24 protein-coding genes and 1 other annotated feature are annotated in these 23,061 nt (G+C 41.1%); of the genes, 3 read left to right on the top strand and 21 right to left on the bottom strand.

Going from position 1 to position 23,061, the window contains the following annotated elements; translation table 11 throughout:
• Positions 1-4: 4 nt before the first annotated feature.
• The 6 genes from MHB67_RS05545 to MHB67_RS05520 all read right to left on the bottom strand — a co-directional run bounded on the left by MHB67_RS05545 (position 5) and on the right by MHB67_RS05520 (position 6,030).
• On the bottom strand, positions 5-292 hold the full coding sequence (locus MHB67_RS05545; protein WP_044334753.1) for a hypothetical protein: 288 nt from the start codon (positions 290-292) through the stop codon (positions 5-7).
• 104 nt (positions 293-396) lie between these two features.
• The gene (locus MHB67_RS05540) at positions 397-1,317 is read right to left on the bottom strand and encodes an ATP-binding cassette domain-containing protein (RefSeq protein WP_024425041.1); all 921 of its coding nucleotides are present in this window, start codon (positions 1,315-1,317) and stop codon (positions 397-399) included.
• Position 1,318: 1 nt separating this feature from the next.
• The gene (locus tag MHB67_RS05535) at positions 1,319-2,407 is read right to left on the bottom strand and encodes an ABC transporter ATP-binding protein (RefSeq protein WP_087975602.1); all 1,089 of its coding nucleotides are present in this window, start codon (positions 2,405-2,407) and stop codon (positions 1,319-1,321) included.
• 3 nt (positions 2,408-2,410) lie between these two features.
• Complete coding sequence (locus MHB67_RS05530; RefSeq protein WP_024425043.1) at positions 2,411-3,328, bottom strand: ABC transporter permease; 918 nt, start codon at positions 3,326-3,328, stop codon at positions 2,411-2,413.
• A 3-nt stretch (positions 3,329-3,331) separates the two neighbouring features.
• Positions 3,332-4,276: an ABC transporter permease gene (locus MHB67_RS05525; RefSeq protein WP_024426481.1), complete on the bottom strand. Its 945-nt coding sequence runs from the start codon at positions 4,274-4,276 to the stop codon at positions 3,332-3,334.
• A 116-nt stretch (positions 4,277-4,392) separates the two neighbouring features.
• Positions 4,393-6,030, bottom strand: coding sequence for a peptide ABC transporter substrate-binding protein (locus MHB67_RS05520; RefSeq protein ID WP_024425045.1), 1,638 nt, complete (start codon positions 6,028-6,030; stop codon positions 4,393-4,395).
• A gap of 482 nt (positions 6,031-6,512) precedes the next feature.
• Positions 6,513-6,733 (top strand) — a binding site (T-box leader).
• A 53-nt stretch (positions 6,734-6,786) separates the two neighbouring features.
• Here MHB67_RS05520 and trpS point away from each other — a divergent pair.
• Entirely contained in the window at positions 6,787-7,782 is a 996-nt protein-coding gene (gene trpS, locus MHB67_RS05515; protein WP_024425046.1) for a tryptophan--tRNA ligase, read from the top strand.
• A gap of 35 nt (positions 7,783-7,817) precedes the next feature.
• Here the strand turns inward: trpS and MHB67_RS05510 are convergent, their stop codons facing one another.
• The 9 genes from MHB67_RS05510 to MHB67_RS05470 form a co-directional block, all read right to left on the bottom strand.
• Positions 7,818-8,570 (bottom strand): YjbA family protein, encoded by a 753-nt coding sequence (locus MHB67_RS05510; protein WP_024426484.1) that lies wholly within the window; start codon positions 8,568-8,570, stop codon positions 7,818-7,820.
• Positions 8,571-8,715: 145 nt separating this feature from the next.
• The gene (gene opp4C, locus MHB67_RS05505) at positions 8,716-9,615 is read right to left on the bottom strand and encodes an oligopeptide ABC transporter permease (protein WP_080780851.1); all 900 of its coding nucleotides are present in this window, start codon (positions 9,613-9,615) and stop codon (positions 8,716-8,718) included.
• A gap of 33 nt (positions 9,616-9,648) precedes the next feature.
• Entirely contained in the window at positions 9,649-10,599 is a 951-nt protein-coding gene (locus tag MHB67_RS05500) for an ABC transporter permease (protein WP_034621771.1), read from the bottom strand.
• A 228-nt stretch (positions 10,600-10,827) separates the two neighbouring features.
• A complete protein-coding gene (locus tag MHB67_RS05495; protein ID WP_103132098.1) occupies positions 10,828-12,462 on the bottom strand; it encodes a peptide-binding protein in 1,635 nt (544 codons plus the stop codon).
• Positions 12,463-12,547: 85 nt separating this feature from the next.
• Positions 12,548-13,570, bottom strand: coding sequence for a dipeptide ABC transporter ATP-binding protein (locus MHB67_RS05490; protein WP_103132099.1), 1,023 nt, complete (start codon positions 13,568-13,570; stop codon positions 12,548-12,550).
• Positions 13,567-14,547: an ABC transporter ATP-binding protein gene (locus tag MHB67_RS05485; protein ID WP_025093401.1), complete on the bottom strand. Its 981-nt coding sequence runs from the start codon at positions 14,545-14,547 to the stop codon at positions 13,567-13,569. The genes MHB67_RS05490 and MHB67_RS05485 overlap by 4 nt, the downstream gene beginning before the upstream one ends.
• 149 nt (positions 14,548-14,696) lie before the next feature.
• Positions 14,697-15,500 (bottom strand): DUF2268 domain-containing protein, encoded by an 804-nt coding sequence (locus tag MHB67_RS05480; protein WP_024425050.1) that lies wholly within the window; start codon positions 15,498-15,500, stop codon positions 14,697-14,699.
• A gap of 77 nt (positions 15,501-15,577) precedes the next feature.
• Complete coding sequence (gene fabF / locus MHB67_RS05475; RefSeq protein ID WP_024425051.1) at positions 15,578-16,819, bottom strand: beta-ketoacyl-ACP synthase II; 1,242 nt, start codon at positions 16,817-16,819, stop codon at positions 15,578-15,580.
• 21 nt (positions 16,820-16,840) lie between these two features.
• Entirely contained in the window at positions 16,841-17,779 is a 939-nt protein-coding gene (locus tag MHB67_RS05470; RefSeq protein ID WP_024425052.1) for a beta-ketoacyl-ACP synthase III, read from the bottom strand.
• 171 nt (positions 17,780-17,950) lie between these two features.
• Here MHB67_RS05470 and MHB67_RS05465 point away from each other — a divergent pair, with 171 nt between their 5' ends.
• Positions 17,951-18,184 carry a hypothetical protein gene (locus MHB67_RS05465; RefSeq protein WP_024425053.1) on the top strand — a complete coding sequence of 78 codons (234 nt, stop codon included), beginning with the start codon at positions 17,951-17,953 and terminating at the stop codon, positions 18,182-18,184.
• Between the two features lie 9 nt (positions 18,185-18,193).
• Here MHB67_RS05465 and MHB67_RS05460 read toward each other — a convergent pair whose 3' ends face one another.
• The 4 genes from MHB67_RS05460 to MHB67_RS05445 form a co-directional block, all read right to left on the bottom strand.
• Positions 18,194-18,391 carry a ComZ family protein gene (locus MHB67_RS05460; protein ID WP_024425054.1) on the bottom strand — a complete coding sequence of 66 codons (198 nt, stop codon included), beginning with the start codon at positions 18,389-18,391 and terminating at the stop codon, positions 18,194-18,196.
• A gap of 12 nt (positions 18,392-18,403) precedes the next feature.
• Positions 18,404-19,366, bottom strand: coding sequence for a BMP family ABC transporter substrate-binding protein (locus MHB67_RS05455; protein WP_024425055.1), 963 nt, complete (start codon positions 19,364-19,366; stop codon positions 18,404-18,406).
• 91 nt (positions 19,367-19,457) lie between these two features.
• Positions 19,458-20,033, bottom strand: a complete 576-nt coding sequence (locus MHB67_RS05450; protein ID WP_342492846.1) for a nad binding enzyme — start codon at positions 20,031-20,033, stop codon at positions 19,458-19,460.
• A 73-nt stretch (positions 20,034-20,106) separates the two neighbouring features.
• The gene (locus MHB67_RS05445; protein WP_024425057.1) at positions 20,107-20,847 is read right to left on the bottom strand and encodes a hypothetical protein; all 741 of its coding nucleotides are present in this window, start codon (positions 20,845-20,847) and stop codon (positions 20,107-20,109) included.
• Between the two features lie 212 nt (positions 20,848-21,059).
• On the opposite strand from MHB67_RS05445, the gene MHB67_RS05440 reads away from it, so the two are divergent.
• Positions 21,060-21,254, top strand: coding sequence for a YjzD family protein (locus MHB67_RS05440; protein ID WP_003211779.1), 195 nt, complete (start codon positions 21,060-21,062; stop codon positions 21,252-21,254).
• Positions 21,255-21,379: 125 nt separating this feature from the next.
• On the opposite strand, the gene MHB67_RS05435 is transcribed toward MHB67_RS05440, so the two are convergent.
• Both MHB67_RS05435 and MHB67_RS05430 read right to left on the bottom strand, forming a co-directional pair.
• Complete coding sequence (locus tag MHB67_RS05435; RefSeq protein WP_342492845.1) at positions 21,380-22,630, bottom strand: MFS transporter; 1,251 nt, start codon at positions 22,628-22,630, stop codon at positions 21,380-21,382.
• 163 nt (positions 22,631-22,793) lie between these two features.
• Positions 22,794-22,973 carry a YjzC family protein gene (locus MHB67_RS05430; RefSeq protein ID WP_008348517.1) on the bottom strand — a complete coding sequence of 60 codons (180 nt, stop codon included), beginning with the start codon at positions 22,971-22,973 and terminating at the stop codon, positions 22,794-22,796.
• Positions 22,974-23,061: the final 88 nt, after the last annotated feature.

Raw genomic sequence — 23,061 nt, 5'->3', positions numbered from 1 at the left:
AGTTTTATAACGAACGATTCATGACGAGTTGAATGCAGACAAACAGGATAAGTGTCATCGCAATTTGAAGCATGATGAAATAAAGATATTTTACACGCCGCGCTTCTTGCTTCTGACCGCTTGTCTTTCGGTTAAGCATATATTCCACTGAAAAAGACACAATCCCAATGAGCACCATAAACGCGAGCATCCACTTTCCTCCGTTTGGTTTCCTGAAAAAAGACGTTGAAAAAAGCATGAATACAATGAGAACATGAAGCAATGAATAACGAAAGGTTTTCCAATTCAACATTTGATTTCCTCCGGTATCTGCTTGTACTTAACTAAAAATTACCATCATCTTGTTTTTTTGTAAAATAAAAAAAGAAGCACTGACTTAGCAGTGCTTCTTCCTTCTTATGATTGTTTCGCCTGTAGCTCTTTGAATTCTTCCTCTGTGCAGCTCACAAAGTGACCTGGCTTCACTTCACGGAACTCGGTGTTTGTTCCTTTGTGAACAGATGGATCATACTTGATTCGTTTGCGGTTACGCTCATAATCAGGATCTGGAAGCGGAATCGCAGACAGCAATGATTTTGTATATGGATGAAGCGGGTTTTCGTATAATTCATTCGCTGGTGCCAGCTCAACCAATTTTCCGAAATACATCACGCCGATACGATCGCTGATGTATTTTACCATGGACAAGTCATGGGCAATGAATAAGTACGTTAAACCTTTTTCCTCTTGAAGCTCTTTCAATAAATTGACGACCTGCGCTTGGATCGACACGTCTAATGCAGAGATTGGTTCATCGGCGATGATGAAATCCGGCTCTACTGCTAATGCACGTGCAATTCCGATACGCTGCCTTTGACCGCCTGAGAATTCATGCGGGTATCTGTTCGCATGCTCTTTGTTCAAGCCAACAGTTTCAAGTAATTGGTACACACGCTCTTTACGCGCCTGTTTTGTTTTTGCAAGGCCATGAATGTCGATGCCCTCTGCAATGATATCAAGCACTGTCATTCTAGGGTTGAGTGAAGCATATGGATCTTGGAAGATCATCTGCATTTGACGGTTGAACTCAAGCATTTTTTGTCTTGATTTCTTCCCGTGTACATTTTCTCCCTTATAAAGAACTTCACCATCTGTCGCATCATAAAGTCTAATGATCGAACGGCCCGTAGTGGATTTACCACAACCAGACTCACCTACAAGACCAAGCGTTTCACCTTTGTAAATATCAAATGAAACCCCATCAACTGCTTTCACAGTTCCTCTTGCTGTATGGAAATGCTGTTTCAAATTTTTGATTTCTAACAGTTTTTCTGCCATGCTATTCACCCTCTTTTACTAATACAGGTTTTTCGTAGCTACCTTCTAGTTCACGCATTCTCGCCTTTACAGAAGCAGGCGGTTCAACTTTAGGTGCATTCGGATGAAGTAGCCATGATTTCACATAATGCGTATCTGATACTTTGAACATTGGTGGTTCTTGTTCAAAGTCAATTTTCATTGCATAATCGCTGCGGAGTGCAAATGCATCTCCTTTCGGCGGGTTTGTCAGATCTGGCGGTGTTCCTGGAATGGCAGTCAGCTTTCCTTCATCTCCGCCATCTGTGTCAAGACTCGGCATGGATGCTAAAAGTCCCCATGTATACGGATGCTTAGGATTGTAGAAAATTTCATCGACAGTCCCTGTCTCCACAATCTGTCCTGCATACATAACAGCTACACGATCAGCGACGTTGGCAACAACACCTAGATCATGCGTAATAAAGATAATCGAAGTGTCAACCTTTTGCTGAATTTCTTTCATTAATTCTAAAATTTGTGCTTGAATTGTTACATCAAGTGCAGTCGTCGGCTCATCGGCAATCAGCAGCTTTGGATCTGCTGCAAGCGCCATGGCGATGACAACCCTTTGTCTCATCCCGCCACTAAATTCGTGCGGATATTGTTTAATTCTTTTTTCAGGCATTGGAATTCCAACGAGCTCCAATAGTTCAATGGCTCTTTTTTCAGCCGCTTCTTTTGAAATTTGTTCATGCTTGAACAGCACTTCTGTAATTTGTTTCCCGACTTTCATCGTTGGATTCAAAGATGTCATCGGATCTTGGAAGATCATTGAGATATCTTTTCCTCGAATGGTTTGCATTTGTTTCTCAGTTTTCTTGACAATATCTTGGCCATCAAACAGGATCTGTCCACGCTTGAAATAACCCGGCGGCATCGGAATTAATCTCATGATCGCTTGTGATGTCACACTTTTACCAGAGCCAGATTCACCTACAATAGCAAGTGTCTCGCCTTTATTTAAGTGGAAGTTCACACCACGAATGGCTTGAACCTCTCCACCATATGTTTTAAATGAGATTGCAAGGTCTTTCACCTCTAGAATACGTTCACGTTCCATCCTAATCACTCCTTATTTACGCAACTTCGGATCTAAAGCGTCTCTTAGTCCGTCTCCAACCACGTTAAAACCAAACATTGTAATACAGATAAATGCGGCTGGGAACCATAATCTCCAAGGGTAGTACGTCATGGCTGGAATTCCGTCAGACGCCATTGTTCCCCAGCTCGCTAACGGAGCCGGTACACCAAGCCCTAGGTAGCTTAGGAATGCCTCTGTGAAGATAGCAGAAGGAATCGTTAATGTCATCGTCACAAGAATTGGTCCCATTGAGTTTGGAATTAAGTGTTTAAATAAAAGTCTAGATGTTTTCGCACCTAATGTTTGTGCTGCAAGAACGTATTCTTGACTCTTTAATTGTAAAACCTGTCCCCGAACAATACGTGCCATGTTAATCCAGCCTACGACTGTCATGGCGAGGATAATCGTTAATAATCCTTTTGGCAGAACAACCATCATTAAGATAACCATTAATAGTGTTGGAATTGCCCATAAAACGTCTGCGATACGCATCATTACTTCATCTGTACGGCCGCCTTTGAACGCAGCAATACTTCCCCAAATAATACCGATGATCACGTCAAGGACCGCTGCAGCAAGACCGATGAAGATCGAAATTCTTGCCCCGACCCATGTACGGACAAACATGTCACGTCCTAAATCATCTGTACCAAACCAGTGCTCTTTTGAAGGCGGCTGGTCAGCATTCAGCAAATCGGTCGTGGAGTAATCATATTTAGAAAACATCGGAACAAAGATGGCCAGCATCACAATAATAAAAATGATTGTAAGTCCAACCATTGCAAGTTTATTGGCACGGAAGCGAAGCATGGCATCCTTCCATAAAGATAGACTAGGTTTAGAAATTTTTTCAGATTCTGCTGCGTCAGCTGTCGCAGGCACAAATAAATCTTTTCTCATCTCTTCCATGTGTTAGACCCCTTTCTTCGCCTTCGTCAGTTTAATTCTAGGATCGATAATACCGTAGAGGACGTCAACGACTAGAATACTGATTAATAGAATAATACTGTAGAAGACTGTAACACCCATGATGACGGTGTAATCACGGTTTGTAATGCTTGTGACAAAGTGAGAGCCTAATCCAGGGATACCAAAAATCTTCTCAACGACAAAACTACCTGTTAAAACTGAAGCAGCCATTGGTCCCATGTATGTGATAACAGGTAACAATGCGTTTCGGATGGCGTGTTTGATCGTCACAGCAGATTTTGTTAATCCTTTCGCTCTAGCCGTTCTAATGTAGTCACTATTTAGTACTTCAAGCATACTTGACCGTGCAAGTCTAGCGATAAATGCCATTGGCATGAAGGAAAGTGCAATAGAAGGTAGTACGGTGCTTGCCCAAGACTCCCATCCTGCAACTGGGAAGATCGCTATAATACTTGCCTCAGATGCAAATACATATTGTAGTAGCGCCGCTAAAATGAAACTTGGAACTGAAATTCCAAAGATCGTTAAAATGGCAATCGTATAGTCTTGCCACTTGTTATGATAGAGCGCTGCAAGGACCCCAAACAATACACCAAATGCTAATGCGAGGAGAATTGCCTCAATTCCGAGGGTAAAGGAAACGGGGAATCCAGAACTGATTAAGTCATTTACAGTTTGTCCTTTATATTTAAATGAGGGACCAAAATCTAATGTTGCAACTGAACCTAGGTAGCTTACATATTGAACAAATAAGGGTTTGTCCAATCCGTAGTGCTCGTTTAGGTTTGCTTCAATTTCAGCAGGAAGTTTCTTCTCACCAGAGAATGGACCACCAGGTGCTGCCTGCATGAGAAAGAAAGTTGCAGTTACAATAACAAACAGTGTGATTAAAATATATATTAATCGCTTACCGATATATTTAAGCAACGGAATTGCACCTCCATGATTTTACAACAATTTCTCTAATCAGCAAGAAAGGTATATGGAGAGACATCCTCCATATACCTTAAGATCCTTGCCGTAGATCTCTTACACTATGACTCTTACTTTTCGAAATGTGCCCATTTGTATTGAACATCACCTAGTCCAGATACAACTACACCTTTAAGTTTTGGATCTTGTACCCAAAGCTGAGTGTAGAAGTAAATTGGTGCTACAGGCATATCGTTGATGATGATTTCTTCTGCTTTTTTCAGCATTTCTTCACGCTTCGTTTTATCTGTTTCTTTTGCAGAATCATTCAACAATTGTTTGTACTCTTTGCTTTCCCATCCAGTGTCGTTGTTTCCACCGTCTTTATCTTTGTAAAGCTCAAGGAAGTTCACTGGATCGTTGAAGTCACCTAACCAGCCCATACGTCCGATTTGGTAGTCTCCGCTGTGGATTTTGTCGATGTATACGTTCCACTCAGAGTTATCAAGTTCAACTTTCACACCTAAATCTTTTTTCCACATTTCTTGAATTGCTTGTGCAATCTTTTGGTGGCCTTCATCTGTGTTGTAAGAAAGTTTCAATGTTGGAAGATCAGAAACAGACTTATAACCTAATTCTTTCGCACCTTTTTCAAGAAGCTTTTTAGCTGTATCTACATCATGATCTTTGAAGTAGCCAGTTTTGTTATCTGTGAAACCTTCCATTGTTGGTGGAACGATTGCCATTGCTGGAACTTGTTCACCTTGCGTAATTTTGTCAACGATCGCTTGACGGTTGATTGAGTATGCAAGGGCCTTACGGATGTTTGCATTGTTCAAAGGTTTTACTTCTGTGTTGAATTTGTAGTTATAGATACCAGCGATTGTCTGGATTTTCAGACCGCCCTCTTTTTTCAATGTTTTTAAAGACTCAGTTGGAAGGCTTCCAGTCGGAGAACCAGCCCAGTCAAGCTCGCCTTTTTTGAACATGCTAAGTTCAGTGTTTGTATCTTTGATCATAGACATGTTGATTTTTTTCAATTTCACAGTATCTTTATCCCAGTATTCATTGTTCTTTTCAAGCGTGATAGAACCGCCATGTTTCCATTTAGAAAGAACGAATGGTCCGTTAGATACGTAGTTTTCACCAGCATTTGTGTACCAGTTTTTATTCTTTTCAGCCACTTTTTTGTTGACTGGCATATAAGTATAGAATGCAGTTAGTTCAGTAAAGAACGGTGTTGGGTTCTCTAGCTCAACTACAAGCGTTTTGTCGTCTTTAGCTTTAATGCCAACATCAGCAACTTTCGCTTTCCCTTTGTTTGCTGCTTCAGCACCTTTAATATAGTAAAGCTGGTAAGCATATTGAGATTCATTTTTAGGATCTAATGCCCATTTCCAAGCATATTCAAAATCTTCTGCTTTTACAGGGTCACCATTAGACCATTTTGCATCACGAAGTGTGAATGTATAAGTTTTACCATCAGCACTTGTTTTGATATCAGAAGCCATTGCATTTTCTGGCTTTCCTTCAGCGTTAATTCTTGTTAATCCCTCAAAAGTCTGACGGATGACACTACCTGAAGTTGAATCATTTGCCAATCCCGGATGTAGAGAAAAAGGCTCAGTGGAGATATTCACATTTAATGTTGTTTTAGCCTCTCCAGAACTGCTCGTGCTGTCGCCTGATTTGTTTCCGCTGAAACCACAAGCGCTTAATACAAGTGTGAAAATAAGCATTAAAGTAACAACAGACCAACGCTTTTTCAACTGTATTCCCCCTTATAATATGTTTTTAGTTCAAAGGTCTCGATAGAAGATGAGATTCAGATTTAAGAAATAGCGTAAAAAAGTCCCTAAATAGCTTACTTTCTATTTCTTTTGTTTTTTCTGAATTTTCACTATGTAAAGAGCCTAGCACAAACGTGTGAACAAATTCATTATAATGAATAGAATAATTTATTGCAATATCAATTTCATATATTTTTTAAAAACGTAAATGGGGATAAAGAGGGATTTTTATAAACTAAAGTCTCAATCACTTCAACAAATTAAAGCGTAAATTGATTAAAATAATTTAACAAATTCAGCAGGAATAATGTTTTATACATATAATTAATCATCCTTTTTTAAAAAATTCTGACAGACATTTAGTATTTTATCTAAAATTTTAAGTGTCAATAGGCATGATGAGAAGGTCACATAATGGCTTCGTGACTTTTTCATGGTCATCCTTTATAATAGATAGACATATTGTTGCGATGAAAAAGAAGAGTACATATATTCACCATTTACAGAGAGTCTGCGGCCGGTGTGAGCAGATAATGGCATGTATGGAATGGGCTTTGGAGCAGCTAACCGAACACTTCTAAAAAAGTGAGTAGGCTTAGACGGAGCAGTCTCCGTTATCAACGTCTTGAGTGATTTCTATGTGAAATAACAAGGGTGGTACCACGGTTCATTCGTCCCTTTTCTGTTGAAAAGTGATGGGTGGGCCTTTTTATATTGAAGAAAAGAGGTTTTAGTATGACAAAGAAGACAATTTTTTCAGGCATTCAGCCGAGCGGTTCTGTCACATTAGGGAACTATATTGGAGCAATGAAGCAATTTGTCGATTTGCAGCATGACTATAATGGCTATTTTTGTGTCGTCGATCAACATGCGATTACAGTGAGTCAGGACCGATTAGCTCTCCGCCAAAATATTAGAAGCTTAGCAGCTCTTTATTTAGCTGTTGGTCTTGATCCAGAGAAAGCGACATTGTTTATCCAATCAGAGGTACCTGCTCACGCCCAGGCAGGATGGATGCTTCAATGTGTTGCTTATATTGGGGAATTAGAAAGAATGACCCAATTTAAGGACAAATCAGCTGGTAAAGAAGCAGTTGTTTCAGGCCTATTAACGTATCCCCCATTAATGGCTGGCGATATCTTATTATATGGTACTGATTTAGTCCCTGTTGGAGAAGACCAAAAGCAGCATCTTGAATTGACTAGAACGCTCGCTGAACGCTTTAACCGAAAGTACAATGACATTTTCACTGTGCCTGAAGTGAAAATTCCAAAAGAAGGCGCGCGGATTATGTCTTTAACAGATCCAACGAAAAAAATGAGCAAATCTGATCCGAACCAAAAATCTTTCATTACCTTATTAGATGAACCAAAGCAGCTTGAAAAGAAAATTAAAAGTGCTGTGACGGATTCAGAAGGCATCGTCAAGTATGACAAAGAGAACAAGCCTGGAATTGCCAACTTGCTGACGATTTATTCTGTATTAGGCAACATATCCATTGCAGAGCTGGAGCAAAAATACGAAGGAAAAGGATATGGTGAGTTTAAAGGAGATCTTGCGAACGTTGTCGTTGATGCTTTAAAACCAATTCAAGATCGATACTATGAACTCATTGAATCAGACGAGCTTGACCGTATTCTAGACGAAGGTGCTGAAAAAGCAAACCGCGCAGCAAACAAAATGCTGAAAAAAATGGAGAATGCGATGGGTCTTGGCAGAAAACGCAAATAAAAAAAGCTTGCAGCACGACTCGCTGCAAGCTTTTTCTAATTTACTTTTGATTCGTTTTCCATTTCCCAAAGCTTTTCGAAAAAAGGCTGTCCTTTAATCATTTTTTCACAGAAGGCTAAATGATTCTCTGACCACCCATCAATCGTTTCATTGTAAAGCATGTTCCAAATCTCTTCGAAAGACATTCGTTTGATTTGGTTGTACATGCGCGGGTTCCATTCCGTATACCAATACGCAATCTCCGCCCTGTTTTTGAGCCCTTTTAATTGATCGAGCGCCATAAACATCAGCTGTTTCAGCTGTCTTTCTTTTCTCGTTAATCCGCTGATATGCTGCGGCGGCAGTGATAGAATGTGATACTCTTTCGTCGATTCAAGGCTGTCTTTAGAAAATTCATATTCCTCTGCCTTTACATCTTTCACCATTTCATAGACCAATTGCTCCTGCCTTGGGATCAAGCGGCTCTTTCTCACAGGTATGGAATACCCAATCGTATCTACAGCAATAATTCGAATGCCGTCTGTGACCACAAAGCAATACTCTAATTTACGGCGTTCATGATTTTTTCGAATATAGGATTTCTCAAATACAGACTCTAGCAGTGTCTTCGGCAGCTCTGAAAGATCATTCTCTATGTAATCAAACAAAGGGCTCTGCACCTTAAGTAAAGGCACTTGATCTAACAGTTCAACGCTGTCCTCCTTACGCCACTCATGAAAATGACACACATTGTAGCCATTTTCTTCCCCTTCAAACCAATTCACCCATACGTCATGAAGAAATAACATAACCAATCCCTCACTTTATAAAAACTGTTGTCCACAGTATGGGCAAGGGATAGAGAAATTATTCCAACTTTATCAAACTTCAAGCTGAGCGAATGATGGCTTCATGTCTTTCTTTCGTTCAGGAACCGCAGAGCCCCTTTAAACTTTACTTCAGCTTTTTAGGATCAAGCGCATCTCTCAGCCCATCTCCTAAAAAATTAAAGCATAAAACAGTCAGCAAAATGAGTAAACCTGGGAAAAGCGGGTACCACCACGCTTGCACCATAATCGAGAAATTTTGTGCATCTTGCAGCATGTTGCCCCAGCTTGCTGTTGGCGGCTGAATACCAAACCCAAGGTAGCTGAGCGTTGATTCAGCTAAAATGACGGAGCCTACTTTTAATGTAGCTGATACAATAATAGGACCGATACAGTTCGGTAAAATATGCGAAAAGATGATGACATGATTTTTCGTTCCAATGGTTCTTGCCGCGAGGACGAATTCTCTTGTTCGAAGTGATAAGAATTCACTGCGGATGAGCCTGGCGGTTGTTGTCCAGCCTGTCAAAGCAAAGATTAAAATCAATTTATCAATGCCCGGTTTGAAAATGGTGACGAGCGTGATCAATAGGAAAATGTCTGGAATCGACAACACGACATCCACAAATCTCATTAACAAGGAATCAACAAACCCTTTGAAATACCCCGCGACCGCGCCAACGACAGTGCCAATGGTGATTGCACCGACCACTGAGACGAAACCAACCAACAAAGAGACCCGCGCGCCATATAGCACCCTTGAGAAAATATCGCGGCCAAACTTGTCAGTGCCCATAAAATGCTCAGCACTTGGCGGCTGGAGCCGCTTCAATAAATCTTGCTGTTCTGGTGTATATGGAGCGATCACTGGAGCGAAAATGGCTGAAAAGATAATGACCAATAAGATCACGGAGCCGGCAACCGCCAATTTATTTTTGAAAAATTTCTCACAAAATAAACGCAGCATCGTCTCAGGCTTTGGTTGAAGGCCCTCCTTTAATTTGATATCAACAGGAGGTGTTCCCATATTAGGCTGTGCCAATTGTGCTTCAGCTCCCTTCTAATATTCAATACGCGGATCAACGATCGCATATAAAATATCCGCTATTAAATTTCCAACCACCACGAGCACTGCAGAAATAACGGTCATCGCCATAATGACCGGATAATCTCTCGAAAAGGCAGAATCAATGAACAGCTTTCCAAGTCCAGGCCAGGTGAAGATTTGTTCCACCACGACTGCGCCGCCAATAAAGGATGGTATCATTAATCCGAAAATCGTTATAACCGGCATAAGACCGTTTCTTAAACCATGCTTAAAAATGACTTTGTTTTCTCTAAAGCCTTTCGCTCTTGCTGTGCGAATGTAATCCTGCCTCATGACATCAAGCATACTCGACCTTGTGTACCGGGTCAGCCCTGCCATATCAGCCGTTGCTAAAACAAAGGCAGGTAAAATGATATGATGGAGCCGGTCAAACACATTAAAATCGGCATTCAAGGTAGAGACTCCGCCAGTTGGAAACCACCCTAGGTTCACGGATAAAACCATAATGAGGATGAGACCAAACCAAAAGTTTGGAATAGCCAGTCCGATAAAAGATGTAACCGTAATGCCATAGTCAAGCTTTGTATATGGACGTTTTGCTGAAAGAACACCAAAAGGAATGGCGATCAGCAGGGCAACTAATGTAGAAAAGATCATGAGGATGAGGGTATTTGGCAGCCGGGCAAAAATCAAATCAGCCACGGGTGTTCCCTTTTTGACAATGGATGTGCCAAAGTCACCTTGAAGCATATTGCCAAGCCATTTCATATATTGCACATATTCAGGATCGTTCAAGCCGTACTTATCAATAAAGGCTTCCCGGTCTGCCGCACTAATGGTAGGGTCCATCATGAGTGACATCGGATCGCCTGGTGCTGCTTTCATAATGGCAAAGGACAAAATGGTAATTCCCAATAAGATGGGAATAGAGAGCAATGTCCTTCTAATGATATATGTAACCATATGCACAACTCCTTTTTCATCGGATCGCCATTCTGTGAAAAAAAGGCTAAAATGAAGTTATTTTAGCCCTTTGTCTTCTTTTCAGCGTGATCTGAAAACCCTTGAATTCTCATGCTGATGTGGAGCGAACAAAGTGATTTTTTTAGCACCAACGCAGAGAACTGACACCGAATTCAAGGGATTATTCTCACGGTGAAAGGGGAGAACCCCCCCTTCTTCACTATCAGCCTACTGTTCAAGCCACCATTTTTCGATTTTGTAATATTCATCTTTCGGGTGGTAAGAGTAGCCTTGGAGATTAGATGGCATAGCACGATGTGAGTTAGCATAGTAAAGGAACGTATACGGCTGATCCTCTGCGATCAGTTTATAAATTTTTTCATATGCCTTTGAATAATCTTTTCGATCGCTTAAGTTTTTAGCATCAACTAACAGCTTATCGACCTCTTTATTTTTATACCAGATGTTATTTAAGCCTTTTTCTGACTGGCTTGAGTGGAATATGCTGAATTGATCAGGGAATGTCGCAAGGCTCCAGCCGAGCAGCAGCGCATCATAATCCCACTTAGGCGGTGTCGTCTGCTCAATGAGTGCACTGAATTCCACAATTTGCGGCTTCGCTTCCACACCGATTTCTTTGAGCTGCTGCTGGACAACGACAGCGATATCTTCACGAACTTTATTTCCTTGGTTGGTCTTTATGACAAAGGAGAATTTCTTGCCATCTTTATCAAGATAGCCGTCTCCATCTGTATCCTCCCAGCCCTCTTCTTTCAGCATCTTTTTCGCTTTTTCTTGATCAAATTCAAACACTGGAACACTTTCATCCTTTGGATAGTTCCAGGACAGCGGACTTTCTGGAATATTGGCTACTTTGCCGTCTCCATCCAGCACTTGGTCAACAATCGTTTGACGATCAATGGCATGTGTCAGCGCTTGGCGGACCTTTTTACTTTTAAAGAGTTCATTTTTCTGGTTCCAGCCAATGTATGAATAATTGAGTCCTAGATCAGATTCTATTTTAATGTTGCTCACTTTTTCAGCTGTTTGCAGCTCGGATCCTGGTACAGCAAAGAAATCAATATCGCCTGCTGACAGCTGGGCAATCGCTGCATTCTGATCAGGAATGGTTTTAATTGTGACAGTATCAAGGTATGGACGTCCATCCCAATAATCGTCAAAGGCTTCTAGTTTGACGTAGTCTCCTTCTTTCCATTCTGCGAATTTAAATGGACCTGAACCGATTGGTTTTTTTCGGTTAAATTCGTTTTCACCGAGATCTTTTATAGGCACATCACCTAAAATATGCTTAGGTAAAATACCGTAGCTTCCTAGTGTGACATTATAAAAATAAGGATCTTTTTTATTGAGCTTGAATTCGATCGAGTAGTCCCCTGTCTTTTTAACAGACTCTAAAACTTCAAAGCCTGATCCGCGCTCCCCGTTGTAGTCCTTATTGATTGGAATGCTGTATGTAAACACAACATCATCAGCAGTCAGTTCTTCACCATCATGAAACTTCACACCTTTTTTAATGGTGACATCAAACTGCTTGCCGTCATCCGATTCTTTAATATCCTCTGCCAGCGATAGCTGTGGGTTGAGCTTTCCGTCTGTTTGAAGTAAGAAGCTGTAGATTCTTTCCTCAATATCAGAGCTTGCCACATCTGTAGAATACAGCGAGTTAAATAATGTTGGCTCTGCAATTGAACCGATGACAAGATCGCCGCCTTGTACCGGTTTACCTGTAGATTTCTTTTCACTGTCTCCAGACGTTTTATTTCCACCAGAACAAGCAGCAAGGATTAATGTAAAAATCAGCAGTAAACTGACCAGAATGGACTTTCTATTTCTACCTTTCATAGACAATTCCCCCTATTCTTTTTTTAAAATAATGACCGAATCCTGTTTCATCCCCCCTCTCAAAGATGAGATCATACAAGCTTGATCAAGCGTTGTAGAGGTGGCAGGCAACAAAGTGGTTCGTTTTTAATTCTTGAAATGCTGGTACTTTTTCTTTACAGATTTCTTTCGCATGCGGGCATCTTGTGTGAAATACGCAGCCTTTTGGCGGATTTGCAGGACTCGGAAGATCGCCTTGCAGCATAATGCGTTCTCTTTTCGTCTGCCCTTTTTTACGGGTGACAGGAACGGAAGAAAGCAGAGCCTGTGTATACGGATGGAGCGGTTCATCGTACAGACTGTGCTTATCGGCAAGCTCCATCATTTTGCCTAGATACATGACGCCGACTCTATCGCTAATATGCCTGACCACACTTAAATCGTGAGAGATAAATAGATAGGTAAGGTCAAATTCCTCCTGAAGCTCCTCCATCAGATTAATAACCTGCGCCTGAATAGATACATCAAGTGCTGATACAGGCTCATCTGCGATGATCATGTCGGGATTCATAGCAAGCGCACGAGCGATGCCGATCCGCTGCCTCTGCCCGCCTGAAAATTCATGGGGATAGCGGTTCGCAAAGCTTGGATGTAGACCTACCTTTGATAAAAGCTGTTCTACTTTTTCATTTCTTTCTTTTAAGGAATATAAGTGATGTGTTTTGTAGGGTTCTTTGATGATGCTTCGAAGTGTTTTTCTAGGGTTGAGTGATGCAAAGGGATCTTGAAAAACCATTTGGATGTTTTTTCGTGTAGATTGTCTTAGCTTTGTTTCTGATACGCGTGTGATGTCTTGCCCTTTAAAAAAGATTTGACCGTCAGTTGGTTCATATAGGCGAATCATTGTCCGGCCTAATGTGGATTTTCCGCATCCTGACTCCCCGACAATACCTAACGTTTCACCTTTATAAATCTTCAAGTCTATGCCGTCAACAGCTTTCACTGCACCGACTTTCTTCTGAAAGACGCCCGCTTTTATCGGAAAATGTTTTCGAATCTGTTTCAGTTCAAGGATCGTTTCTTTCTCTGGTAAGTCTGTTATTTGTGTTTGATTTTGAGCAAGTGTCATGTGTGGTCTGCCTCCTCATATAAGAAACATCTGACGCTTCTGCCATCTTCAAATGTTCTCAGCTTAGGCAGTTCTCCCAGGCAGCGTTCCTTCACTTGCGGACATCTAGGAGCAAAGCGGCAGCCGGCTGGAAGCTGATCTGGCGCAGGAACATTTCCTTTGATGGCTGTTAACGGCTGTATGTCTCCGTCAATGACAGGAATCGATTCAAGCAGCCCTTCTGTGTAAGGATGAAGCGGCTGTTCAAACAACTCTTCGACAGTCCCATTTTCAACAACCTGTCCGCAGTACATGACAATCACTCGATCTGCCACTTCAGACACGACACCTAAATCATGTGTGATAAGAAGAATAGATGTGCCAAAGGTAGAGCATAAATCTTTCATTAATGTGAGTACCTGTGCTTGAATGGTCACATCCAGGGCAGTTGTCGGTTCATCTGCAATGAGAAGCTTCGGATCACAGCTTAGCGCTATGGCAATCATCACTCTTTGCCGCATGCCGCCTGATAAACGATGCGGATAATCTTTCATGATTTGCTCCGGGCGGGAAAAACCAACAAGCTTCAGCAGATCAACCGCTTTTTTGACCGCTTCTTTTTTTGAAAGTTTTTTGTGATAGATGAGGATTTCTGTTATTTGTTCTCCGATGGTTAAGACGGGATTAAGTGAGGTCATGGGTTCCTGAAAGATCATAGATACATCATTACCACGGATGCTGCATAATTCCTTTTCACTATATGTAACAAGGTCCTTTCCATCAAGTTTGATGGAACCGTCCATAATTTTCCCGCCTGTGCCATGAATCAGACCCATAATGGATAAGGACGTAATGCTTTTGCCAGACCCAGACTCACCGACTAATGCGACAGTTTCTCCTCTGTTGATGCTGAAATCAACGCCATCCACAGCAGGTATCGGTTCCTTTTTTCGAAAAAAATAGGTTTTTAAGTTTTGCACTTCAAGCAGCGTGCTCATTCATTCGCCCCTTTCTCCTTAGATCAATAGAATCGAACCTGAATATTCTGTATTTTAAAAATAAAAAGAATTATTTGTATATTATTACATCACTATGACAAAATCAAGAATTATTTAGTAAATTTGTAATATGTCTCTTTTTATGAGAATTATTCACTTTGTGATTCTATCGCCTTTAAAAAGGTTTCTGCTGGCTCTGCAATCATCGACTCCTCGCTGATTCGGTGCTCATTGAAATATTTTTTCACGATATAAAACCCGGTGGCGTAACCAAGCATTTTAGGGTAGTTCCCTTTTCCATAAAGAAGATTCTGTATCAGTCTTTCGTCGTCCTGGACTCTTTGATCAAGATGACTGGATACCCATTTCTTGTACATACGCTGAAGCTGTTCTTCGCTATAGAAGGTGGTCCATTTCGCTGTATAGTTTTCTCCATATCTATGATACACAGCATATTCAGCGAGCCCCTCCATCATGATTGTATCGAGGAATGTAAAGTCTTTTTCTTCTTTTGAGAGAAAATGCAGCCTGCATACATGGTGATATTCATGAGTCAGCAATGTACCGATACGCTCCTTCGGGGTATTTGGAGACAAAAAAAGAAAGACCTTGTCATCAAATGCCATGCCGGATTGATAATAAAATTGCTCTCTGATTTCTCTGCTGCTCTCATTGACAGGTAAAATAAACACAGGAATGTCTGGACCTTCCCACTGCTTTTGAAGCGTTTGATATTCTTTCATGACAAGCTTGAAGTACCCTTTTTCCTTGAGCTTGTCGATCATGTTTTTGCACGAGCTCCAAGACCGAACCATCCCGTGATGCTGCAGGTGAGCGAGGATAGACGACCATTCTTTTTCCTCGGCCCCTTTAAAATAAGGAACAAAGCGCGCTGCAAGCTCCTGAAATGATGATGATTGATGAATGAGATATTGTGTATTGATTAGACCCATACCGCTGAACACCTCCATTTTCATCATATGCAAAAAAGCGGCGATCTGTTTATCGACCGCCGCTTTCTCAGAAAGTATTATGCTTCGTATTTTTTAAAAATAATTGTCGCATTATGCCCGCCAAAACCAAGTGAGTTACTTAAAGCCACTTGTACTTCTTTTGAACGTGCTTCATTTGCTACATAATCAAGATCACATTCTTCATCCGGTGTTTCAAGATTAATGGTTGGAGGAAGGACGCTGTCTTTAATCGCAAGAACAGAGAAAATCGCTTCTACCCCGCCTGCTGCGCCAAGTAAGTGACCTGTCATTGATTTTGTCGAACTGATCGCAAGCTTGTTCGCATGCTCTCCGAACACTTCTTTAATCGCCATTGTTTCAAATTTATCATTGTAAGGTGTGCTTGTACCGTGGGCATTGATATAGTCAATGTCTTCCACAGATAAACCTGCATCTCGAATCGCTTCTTTCATTGCACGGACGCCGCCTTCTCCATTCGGAGCTGGTGCTGTTATATGGTAGGCATCTCCAGTTGAACCATAACCAACGATTTCTGCATAAATGGTCGCACCACGTTTTAAGGCATGCTCAAGTTCTTCAAGAACAATAATCCCTGCACCCTCACCCATGACAAATCCGTCACGGTTTTTGTCGAATGGACGGCTTGCTGTCTTTGGATCAGGATTTGTCGAAAGGGCTTTGTTCGCACAGAAACCTGCAAACGACATTTTTGTTAATGGCGCTTCTGTTCCGCCTGTGATCATCGCATCTGCATCGCCGCGCTGAATCACTTTAAATGCATCACCAATTGAGTTTGTTCCTGTTGCACATGCTGTCACTGTACAAGAGTTAACCCCTTTTGCGCCAAGTGCAATAGAGATTTGGCCTGTCGCCATATCAGGAATCATCATTGGGACGAAGAATGGACTGACGCGTCTTGCCCCTTTATTTGAATACACTTCGAACTGCTCTTCAAATGTTTCAAGTCCGCCAATACCAGACCCAACCCATACACCAACACGCGGTGCGATTTCATCTGTGATTTCAAGACGTGAATCTTCCAGCGCTTTTTGAGCAGCAACGACTGCATATTGCGTGAAGCGTGCCATTTTTCGCGCTTCTTTTTTCTCCATGTAATCTTCAATGTTAAAATCTTTTAGTTCTGCTGCTACTTTTGCGGTATATTCACTTGAATCGACACGTGTAATCGGTCCAACCCCTGATACACCCGCTAAAGCATTTTTCCATGTTGACTCTACATCGTTGCCAAGTGGTGTCAAAGCACCTAATCCTGTAACAACTACTCGTTTTTTATCCATTAATTTGTGCACCCCACTCTTTTATCGGCCCCACCGCATAGCGATTGCGCCCCAAGTTAATCCGCCACCAAAACCAACCATTACAATCACATCGCCGTCATGAATTTTTCCGGCTTCGATTTCTTCACATAGTGAAATTGGAATGGATGCTGCTGATGTGTTTCCATATTTATGGACAGTCTTCGACATTTTTTCAACTGGAAGCTCTAAGCGTTCGCGTGCTGCTTCCATAATGCGAATATTTGCTTGATGCGGGATCAAGAAATCAACGTCTTCTTTTGATAGTCCAGCTTTTTCAATGACATTTACACTTGACTCGCCCATTTGTCTTACAGCAAATTTAAATACTTCTCGTCCATTCATGATTGTATGATCTTTTTCATCTAAGTACAAGTGCTTCCCGCCGCTTCCATCTGCTCCAAGTTCAAATGATAGAATTCCTTTACCTTCGCTGACTTCTCCCAGCACAGCAGCTCCAGCTCCATCTCCAAACAAAACAGCTGTATTGCGGTCATCCCAGTCGGTAATGCGAGAAAGCTTTTCAACACCGACGACAAGCACGTGTTTGTAAGTTCCTGATTCGATAAATTGTTTTCCAGTAACAAGCCCATACATAAAGCCAGCACACGCAGCGCTAATATCCATTGCACATGCTTTATGTGCACCGAGCTGCTCTTGAATCATACAAGCAACTGTCGGAAATGCTTGATCTGGCGTGACTGTCGCCACAAGAATCATATCGATATCTTCTGCAGCCACATCTGCGTCAGCTAATGCTTTTTTTGCAGCAGCAAGCGCCATATGAGATGTATTGACATCATCAGATGCAATTCTTCTTTCTTCTATACCTGTTCTAGTACGAATCCACTCGTCAGAAGTTTCAACCATTTTTTCTAAATCATGATTTGTTAATACTTTTTCAGGTATATAGCGGCCAAGGCCAATAATTCCAGCATTCATTGAATAAGACTCCTTTTACTCATACGAGCATGTGATATTGTGATCTTATATTAGTATCTGGTACTAATTTTACCTTATTTTTTTCTTCTTGGCAATACAAACGTCTAACCTTTCCTCTCACTTTTTTCATAGATTAATGATATATACCAATAGTAGAAAGGAACATGTGATATGGCGCAAAAAGATATTTTCTCAGCAATGATGTTTGGACAGCCGCTTGAAAAGGAGAAAAGCAAGACAGAGGCAAAGGAGGAACGTGCGGAGACATCTTCAAGTGATGACTCAATTGACTACATGCATGTCATGAATCAAATTGGGAACATTATGAACTCCATCGATGAGCTGAAGCCTGTGTTTAAAGATGTTGGTCCTATGATTAGTGCCTTCAAGAAAAAATTATCATAAAAAAAGCCACTATTCTGTGGCTTTTTCTGATTCTGCATCTGCTTTTCCAAGCTCGTATGCTTCTTGCATGACAGATGTAAATAATGTTAGAAGCGGCTGAAGTGCTTCAGGCTCAAGCTGAATCCCTGCTTTATCTAACTCTTCCTTCGCCTGCGGAAAATACTTCATGGCAATTTGTAAAAATTCCATCGATTTTTCGTGCTGCATGTCGTCGTCTCCTCACTTTTCATTTGGCAGTTTACCTGTTTTTTTGTATGACGCAATATCACTTTCAATGTCTTTCACAAAAGCGTCGTCAATGGTGGAACTAAATTTCCCCATCTCGACCACTCCTTCTTTAAAATCAAAGGAGTACTCATCTTGTTCATTTAGCTTGCCTTCATTAAACTTCTTTGCAATGATACTGTACGCTTTATCAACATGCTGTACAGTGCTCGTTAAAACTGTATGGCTGCCGAGGTTGGATTGATCGGTGACGTACCCGATCGCTGATAAATTATCGGCTTTGATTTGTTCAATGACAGGGATATTATACCCATCACCTGCTGGATACACAACATCAACGCCCTGCTTTTTTAATTTTTGATAAAGCTCCACCGCTTTGTCAGCATCATCCCAGTTTTCGACAAACTCTGCTAATACTTGTACATGTTCATCTTGATATTTTGCTCCTTTGATAAAGCCGTCTACTTCACTTTGCCAATCATATGTAGCAAGAATACCAATCTTTTTTGTTTTTGACATATGTGCAGCTGTCATGCCTCCGAAAAAGCCCATCGCTTCACCTTTAAACGTCACGTTTGTGACATTGCCCGCCTGAGGCTTGTTTCCATTGACCGTAATAAATTGTATGTTTGGATAATCTTCACTGATCAAGTTAAAAATTTCACTGTATTCATTGCCATGGCCAATAATCAAATTGACTCCTTTTTTATGGAATTCTTCAATGGCATCAACGATTTTCTCCTTGTCGACCATTCCTTCCTTATAATAAACATCTACACCAAATGTTGATTGGATACTTAATAAGCCTTTATAACCTTTCGTTCCCCAAACTTGATCATTGATCGTATCGGGGACGAGTAAACCCACCTTCTCAATTTTTCCTTTTAAAGGCGCCTGCGAGCAGGCAGATAATAGAAGAAGGAACGAAAAGATCATGACAAGCCGCTGGTACTTCATGCCATGTTCAACTCCCTTTTACAACATGCAGTGATGAACCTGTATGTTAAATATAGGTTTATTTTATACTGAAAAAAGATAAGATGGAAGATCATTCTTGCTTTTTGTCGAAAAATGTTGAGTTTTGTCTTTTCCATTCTGCAATCATGTCTTCTGCTTGTTTGTCATCTGTTTGGCTTTCTACCTTCAATTCATACGTCATGTCCTGTCTTTGACCTGTGTCCGATGCCCATTGTAACAATTCCTTTGCCACATCTTCTACAAAAAGTGAATCTGCACGCTTTGTTTGATCTTCATTGAGTGTCCATGGTCCGAACATGCGAGGAAGAATAACTGCCGCCACATTCTGTTTCGCTGATTCGTTTTCAGGCTTTTCATAAAGAATCTGGTACATGCCATGCTCTGCTTTGATGTCTTTCTGCCTGTTATGCGGTTCCTCTGATTGAATAAAAATGAGATCATACGTGTCTTTGCTATCCTGAAGGTCAATGACACGAACGAGATCATTTCTGCCCAGCCACATCATCCGCTCTTCTAACAGTGCCTTTTGTTCTTCTTTAAGATCATGAGGACGCGTGATATCCACTTGAATGCCCTCTTTCATCATATATTCACAAAGTGTCAGGCCAAAAAACTCATCTGCTCCTATGATCAGTCCTGTTTCCATGTTCACGTCCCCTTTTTTAATATCGAATAAAAAGAAGAGCCCTTTCTATGAAGGGCTGTTATCATCCTATTCATCACAATTCTCTTTCATGCGATTTATAAAACTTGTGAATGGATTGAAAGATTCTTCTCGGATGATCAAACATATGCAGCGTGAGATCGACCTGACAATGTTCTGGATTTTTCATATGCTGATCAATAAAAGGCTTTGCGTGAAGTTCATATGCATAAGGTGCGCCGTTTAGCCTTTGCCATATATGAATCGGCACATGAGCAGAATGAACAGGACAAGAAGGCAGTGGATACGTTTCAGCTTCCTTTTCAGAACAGCCATAGCTCTCTGCTAACTCTTTGAGCAGCTGCTTATAAAAGAATTTGTGTTCCTTTTCTCTTTCTCGTTGTGCATCCAGATTCAGACATGGATTCACCATCGCAATGGACCTTAGTACTTCAGGCATCTCCTCAGCAAGGCTCATGGCAACAAGTGCACCCATTCCCTCTGCGAGCACATGAATTTCCCGGTTTAATATTTCTTGTTTTAGTGTGTGATGCACGAGCTGCTTGGCGCTAAAAACAGCATCTTCGCATCCCCAGTGATTCCCATGAAGATGACTATTAAACAATGTATATCCTTCATCCTTTAAGGCAGTTAAAAGCTGGTTTCTTCCATAATGCTGAAGCCAGAATGATGTATTTTCCTGCACAAAGTGATTTCGGTCACCGAGGATTAGAATGCCAAAGCCATTTGGTTTTTGAGGAAGGTGAATGATGTTCCACTGGGAACCAAGCTGGAAAAAACGTTCGCTTACACCCATATGGCCAGCCTCCTTTCAGTGATTCTGCTTTCTATGATATGAACAACAACTCTTGTAGGAATAAGGAAATCCCCTAAAGACAGAAGAATTCTTTTTATTTTTATAGCAGAAGGTCTCAAAATGGTCACATAAAGGCGGAAAACAGTCTTTTCCCTTCACTTGCATCTATGGTATGATAATCAATAGATTGTTACATAAAGGACGGTGGGATTATGCATTATATTATCACCCTCATTTGGACTTTTCTGCTGACACATATGGCTGGTTACATCGTTGCCTCTATGAATGGAGCTGCTTATGATTTTACGCTCACTTCCATTCTTGCAGTTGTGTTTACGGTTATTTTATTCATCTTTGCTGAAGTAAGTCCAATGAAAGAAACGGAAAGTTCAACAAAACATTCTTAATATGACTTGTGAAAAAGAGCTAAATTGATGTTTAGCTCTTTTTTCTTTTTGCAGAGTGATTGCGGCACGCTAAAACCCCCTGCCTTAAACATACAGGGGGTTTTTATTGTTTATACCTCGACGGTTTAGGACTTCTGTTTGTCCGCTGTCAAATGGCTTTTCGCAAGCCCTGTAAACAGGAAGATCGCGATACCTGATAAAATTTCAAGGATTCCTCCGCCAGCAATGACAGGTCCCGCTCCAAATCTTTCTGCCAGGACGCCTGATACGACAGCTGCAAGCGGGAGAAAGACATTTGATGAGGCATTGATCACAGCATATACTTGCGGCTGATCCTCTTGGTCAACAGATGTTTGAATAATGACCATTTCCGGCACATTGATCGCACTGACAGCAGCTCCGAAAATAAAGGAAGCAAGCAGAACAACCGGCAGCCATGTACTCATCCCTGTAATAAAGAATGCAGCCCCTTCAATCATGCCAGCGACAATAAAGAACAAACCAAATCTCTTAATTTTCACTTTTGCCAGAGCAAAGCCCATCATAAACGCGCCAACTGCGGCAACACCTCTTAAAATGGAATACACCATGGAGTCGCTTTGCAGCGCTTCTGCTACGTATACCGCTGACAGTGCCTGCCACGGAGCTGCTGCGACATTCATTAAGATACAATACAGCGTGAGCGCAAATAAAATGTGATGGTTTTTGACAACGAGAAAACCTCTTTTTAAGTTATACAAATATGTATTCTTCGCTTGTTTAATGCCCGCTGCTTCTTCTTCATCAGTTTTCTTTAGTTTGACCCCGATAATAAACAGACCAGAAATCACAAATAAAGCAGTGGTGATCAGCAGAGTATCTGCAGGTCCAATTAATTTAACCAAAAGACCTGCCACCATGACTGCTGCAAGTGCAACAATCTCAAAAGAAGATTGCAGGATTGCATTTGCTTTTTGAATGAGATGCTTTGGAACAATCTGCGGTAAGATTGCCACCGAAGCTGGATTATAAGCTGCACCTGTTGCCGATTGAATAACCATTAATGAAATCAATAACCATAGAGGCAATAGATGCGAAAAGTGCAGAAGTGGAATAATGAGTACAATTGTTGCTCGAACAACATCTGAAGCGAACATCCATTTAGACAAATGGTGCTTTTTCATAAGAGGTCCTAATATTGGGGCTAACAAAGATGAAGGGAGAACAGTTACTGCTAGAAGAAGTCCTGTACCGAGCGCTCCATCCCCTCTTAAAATCAATAGCCAAAGGACGGATGTAAAAGCAAAACTTTCCCCTGTGTTTTTAATGAGTCTTGATATGAATAATGAGGTGAAGCGTTTATTCCAAACACTTTCACTGAGATTCATCTTTTCCATCACACAAATCCTTTCAACAATATATTACATATTTTACCTTAAGTTCTCTTTTTTTCATACTATTTATTTGAAAATTTGAACTTAATTGTTTTTTATTATAAAGAAAAAAGAGGCATGACACATGCCTCTAAAGTCTTATTCCTGCTGACTCTTAGTCAATTGCTTACGGCTTTCTTTGGTAGGTCCAAACACGATTATGGTTCGAGTTATCAGGAAAGACATCGCCTGCTTTAAGCTTAATCTTTAAAGGATCTTTCACCATACTTCCAGTTTCGCCGATCTCGATATACACACCATTATTCGGTGCTTTATTCCCTGATTTAAACTGATGCTGCTGACCCATTTTCATCCTCCTTTCTCGATTGATGTTATTATGTCCCGTCCCTTGGCTCTCCAATCCTTTATGCAAAAAGTCCCTGCTCATACGAGTC

This window comes from Bacillus sp. FSL H8-0516 (genome assembly GCF_038635285.1).
In the GTDB taxonomy this organism is placed as follows: Bacteria; Bacillota; Bacilli; order Bacillales; family Bacillaceae; genus Bacillus; species Bacillus safensis.
This window is presented reverse-complemented; position numbering and strand designations above follow the sequence as displayed.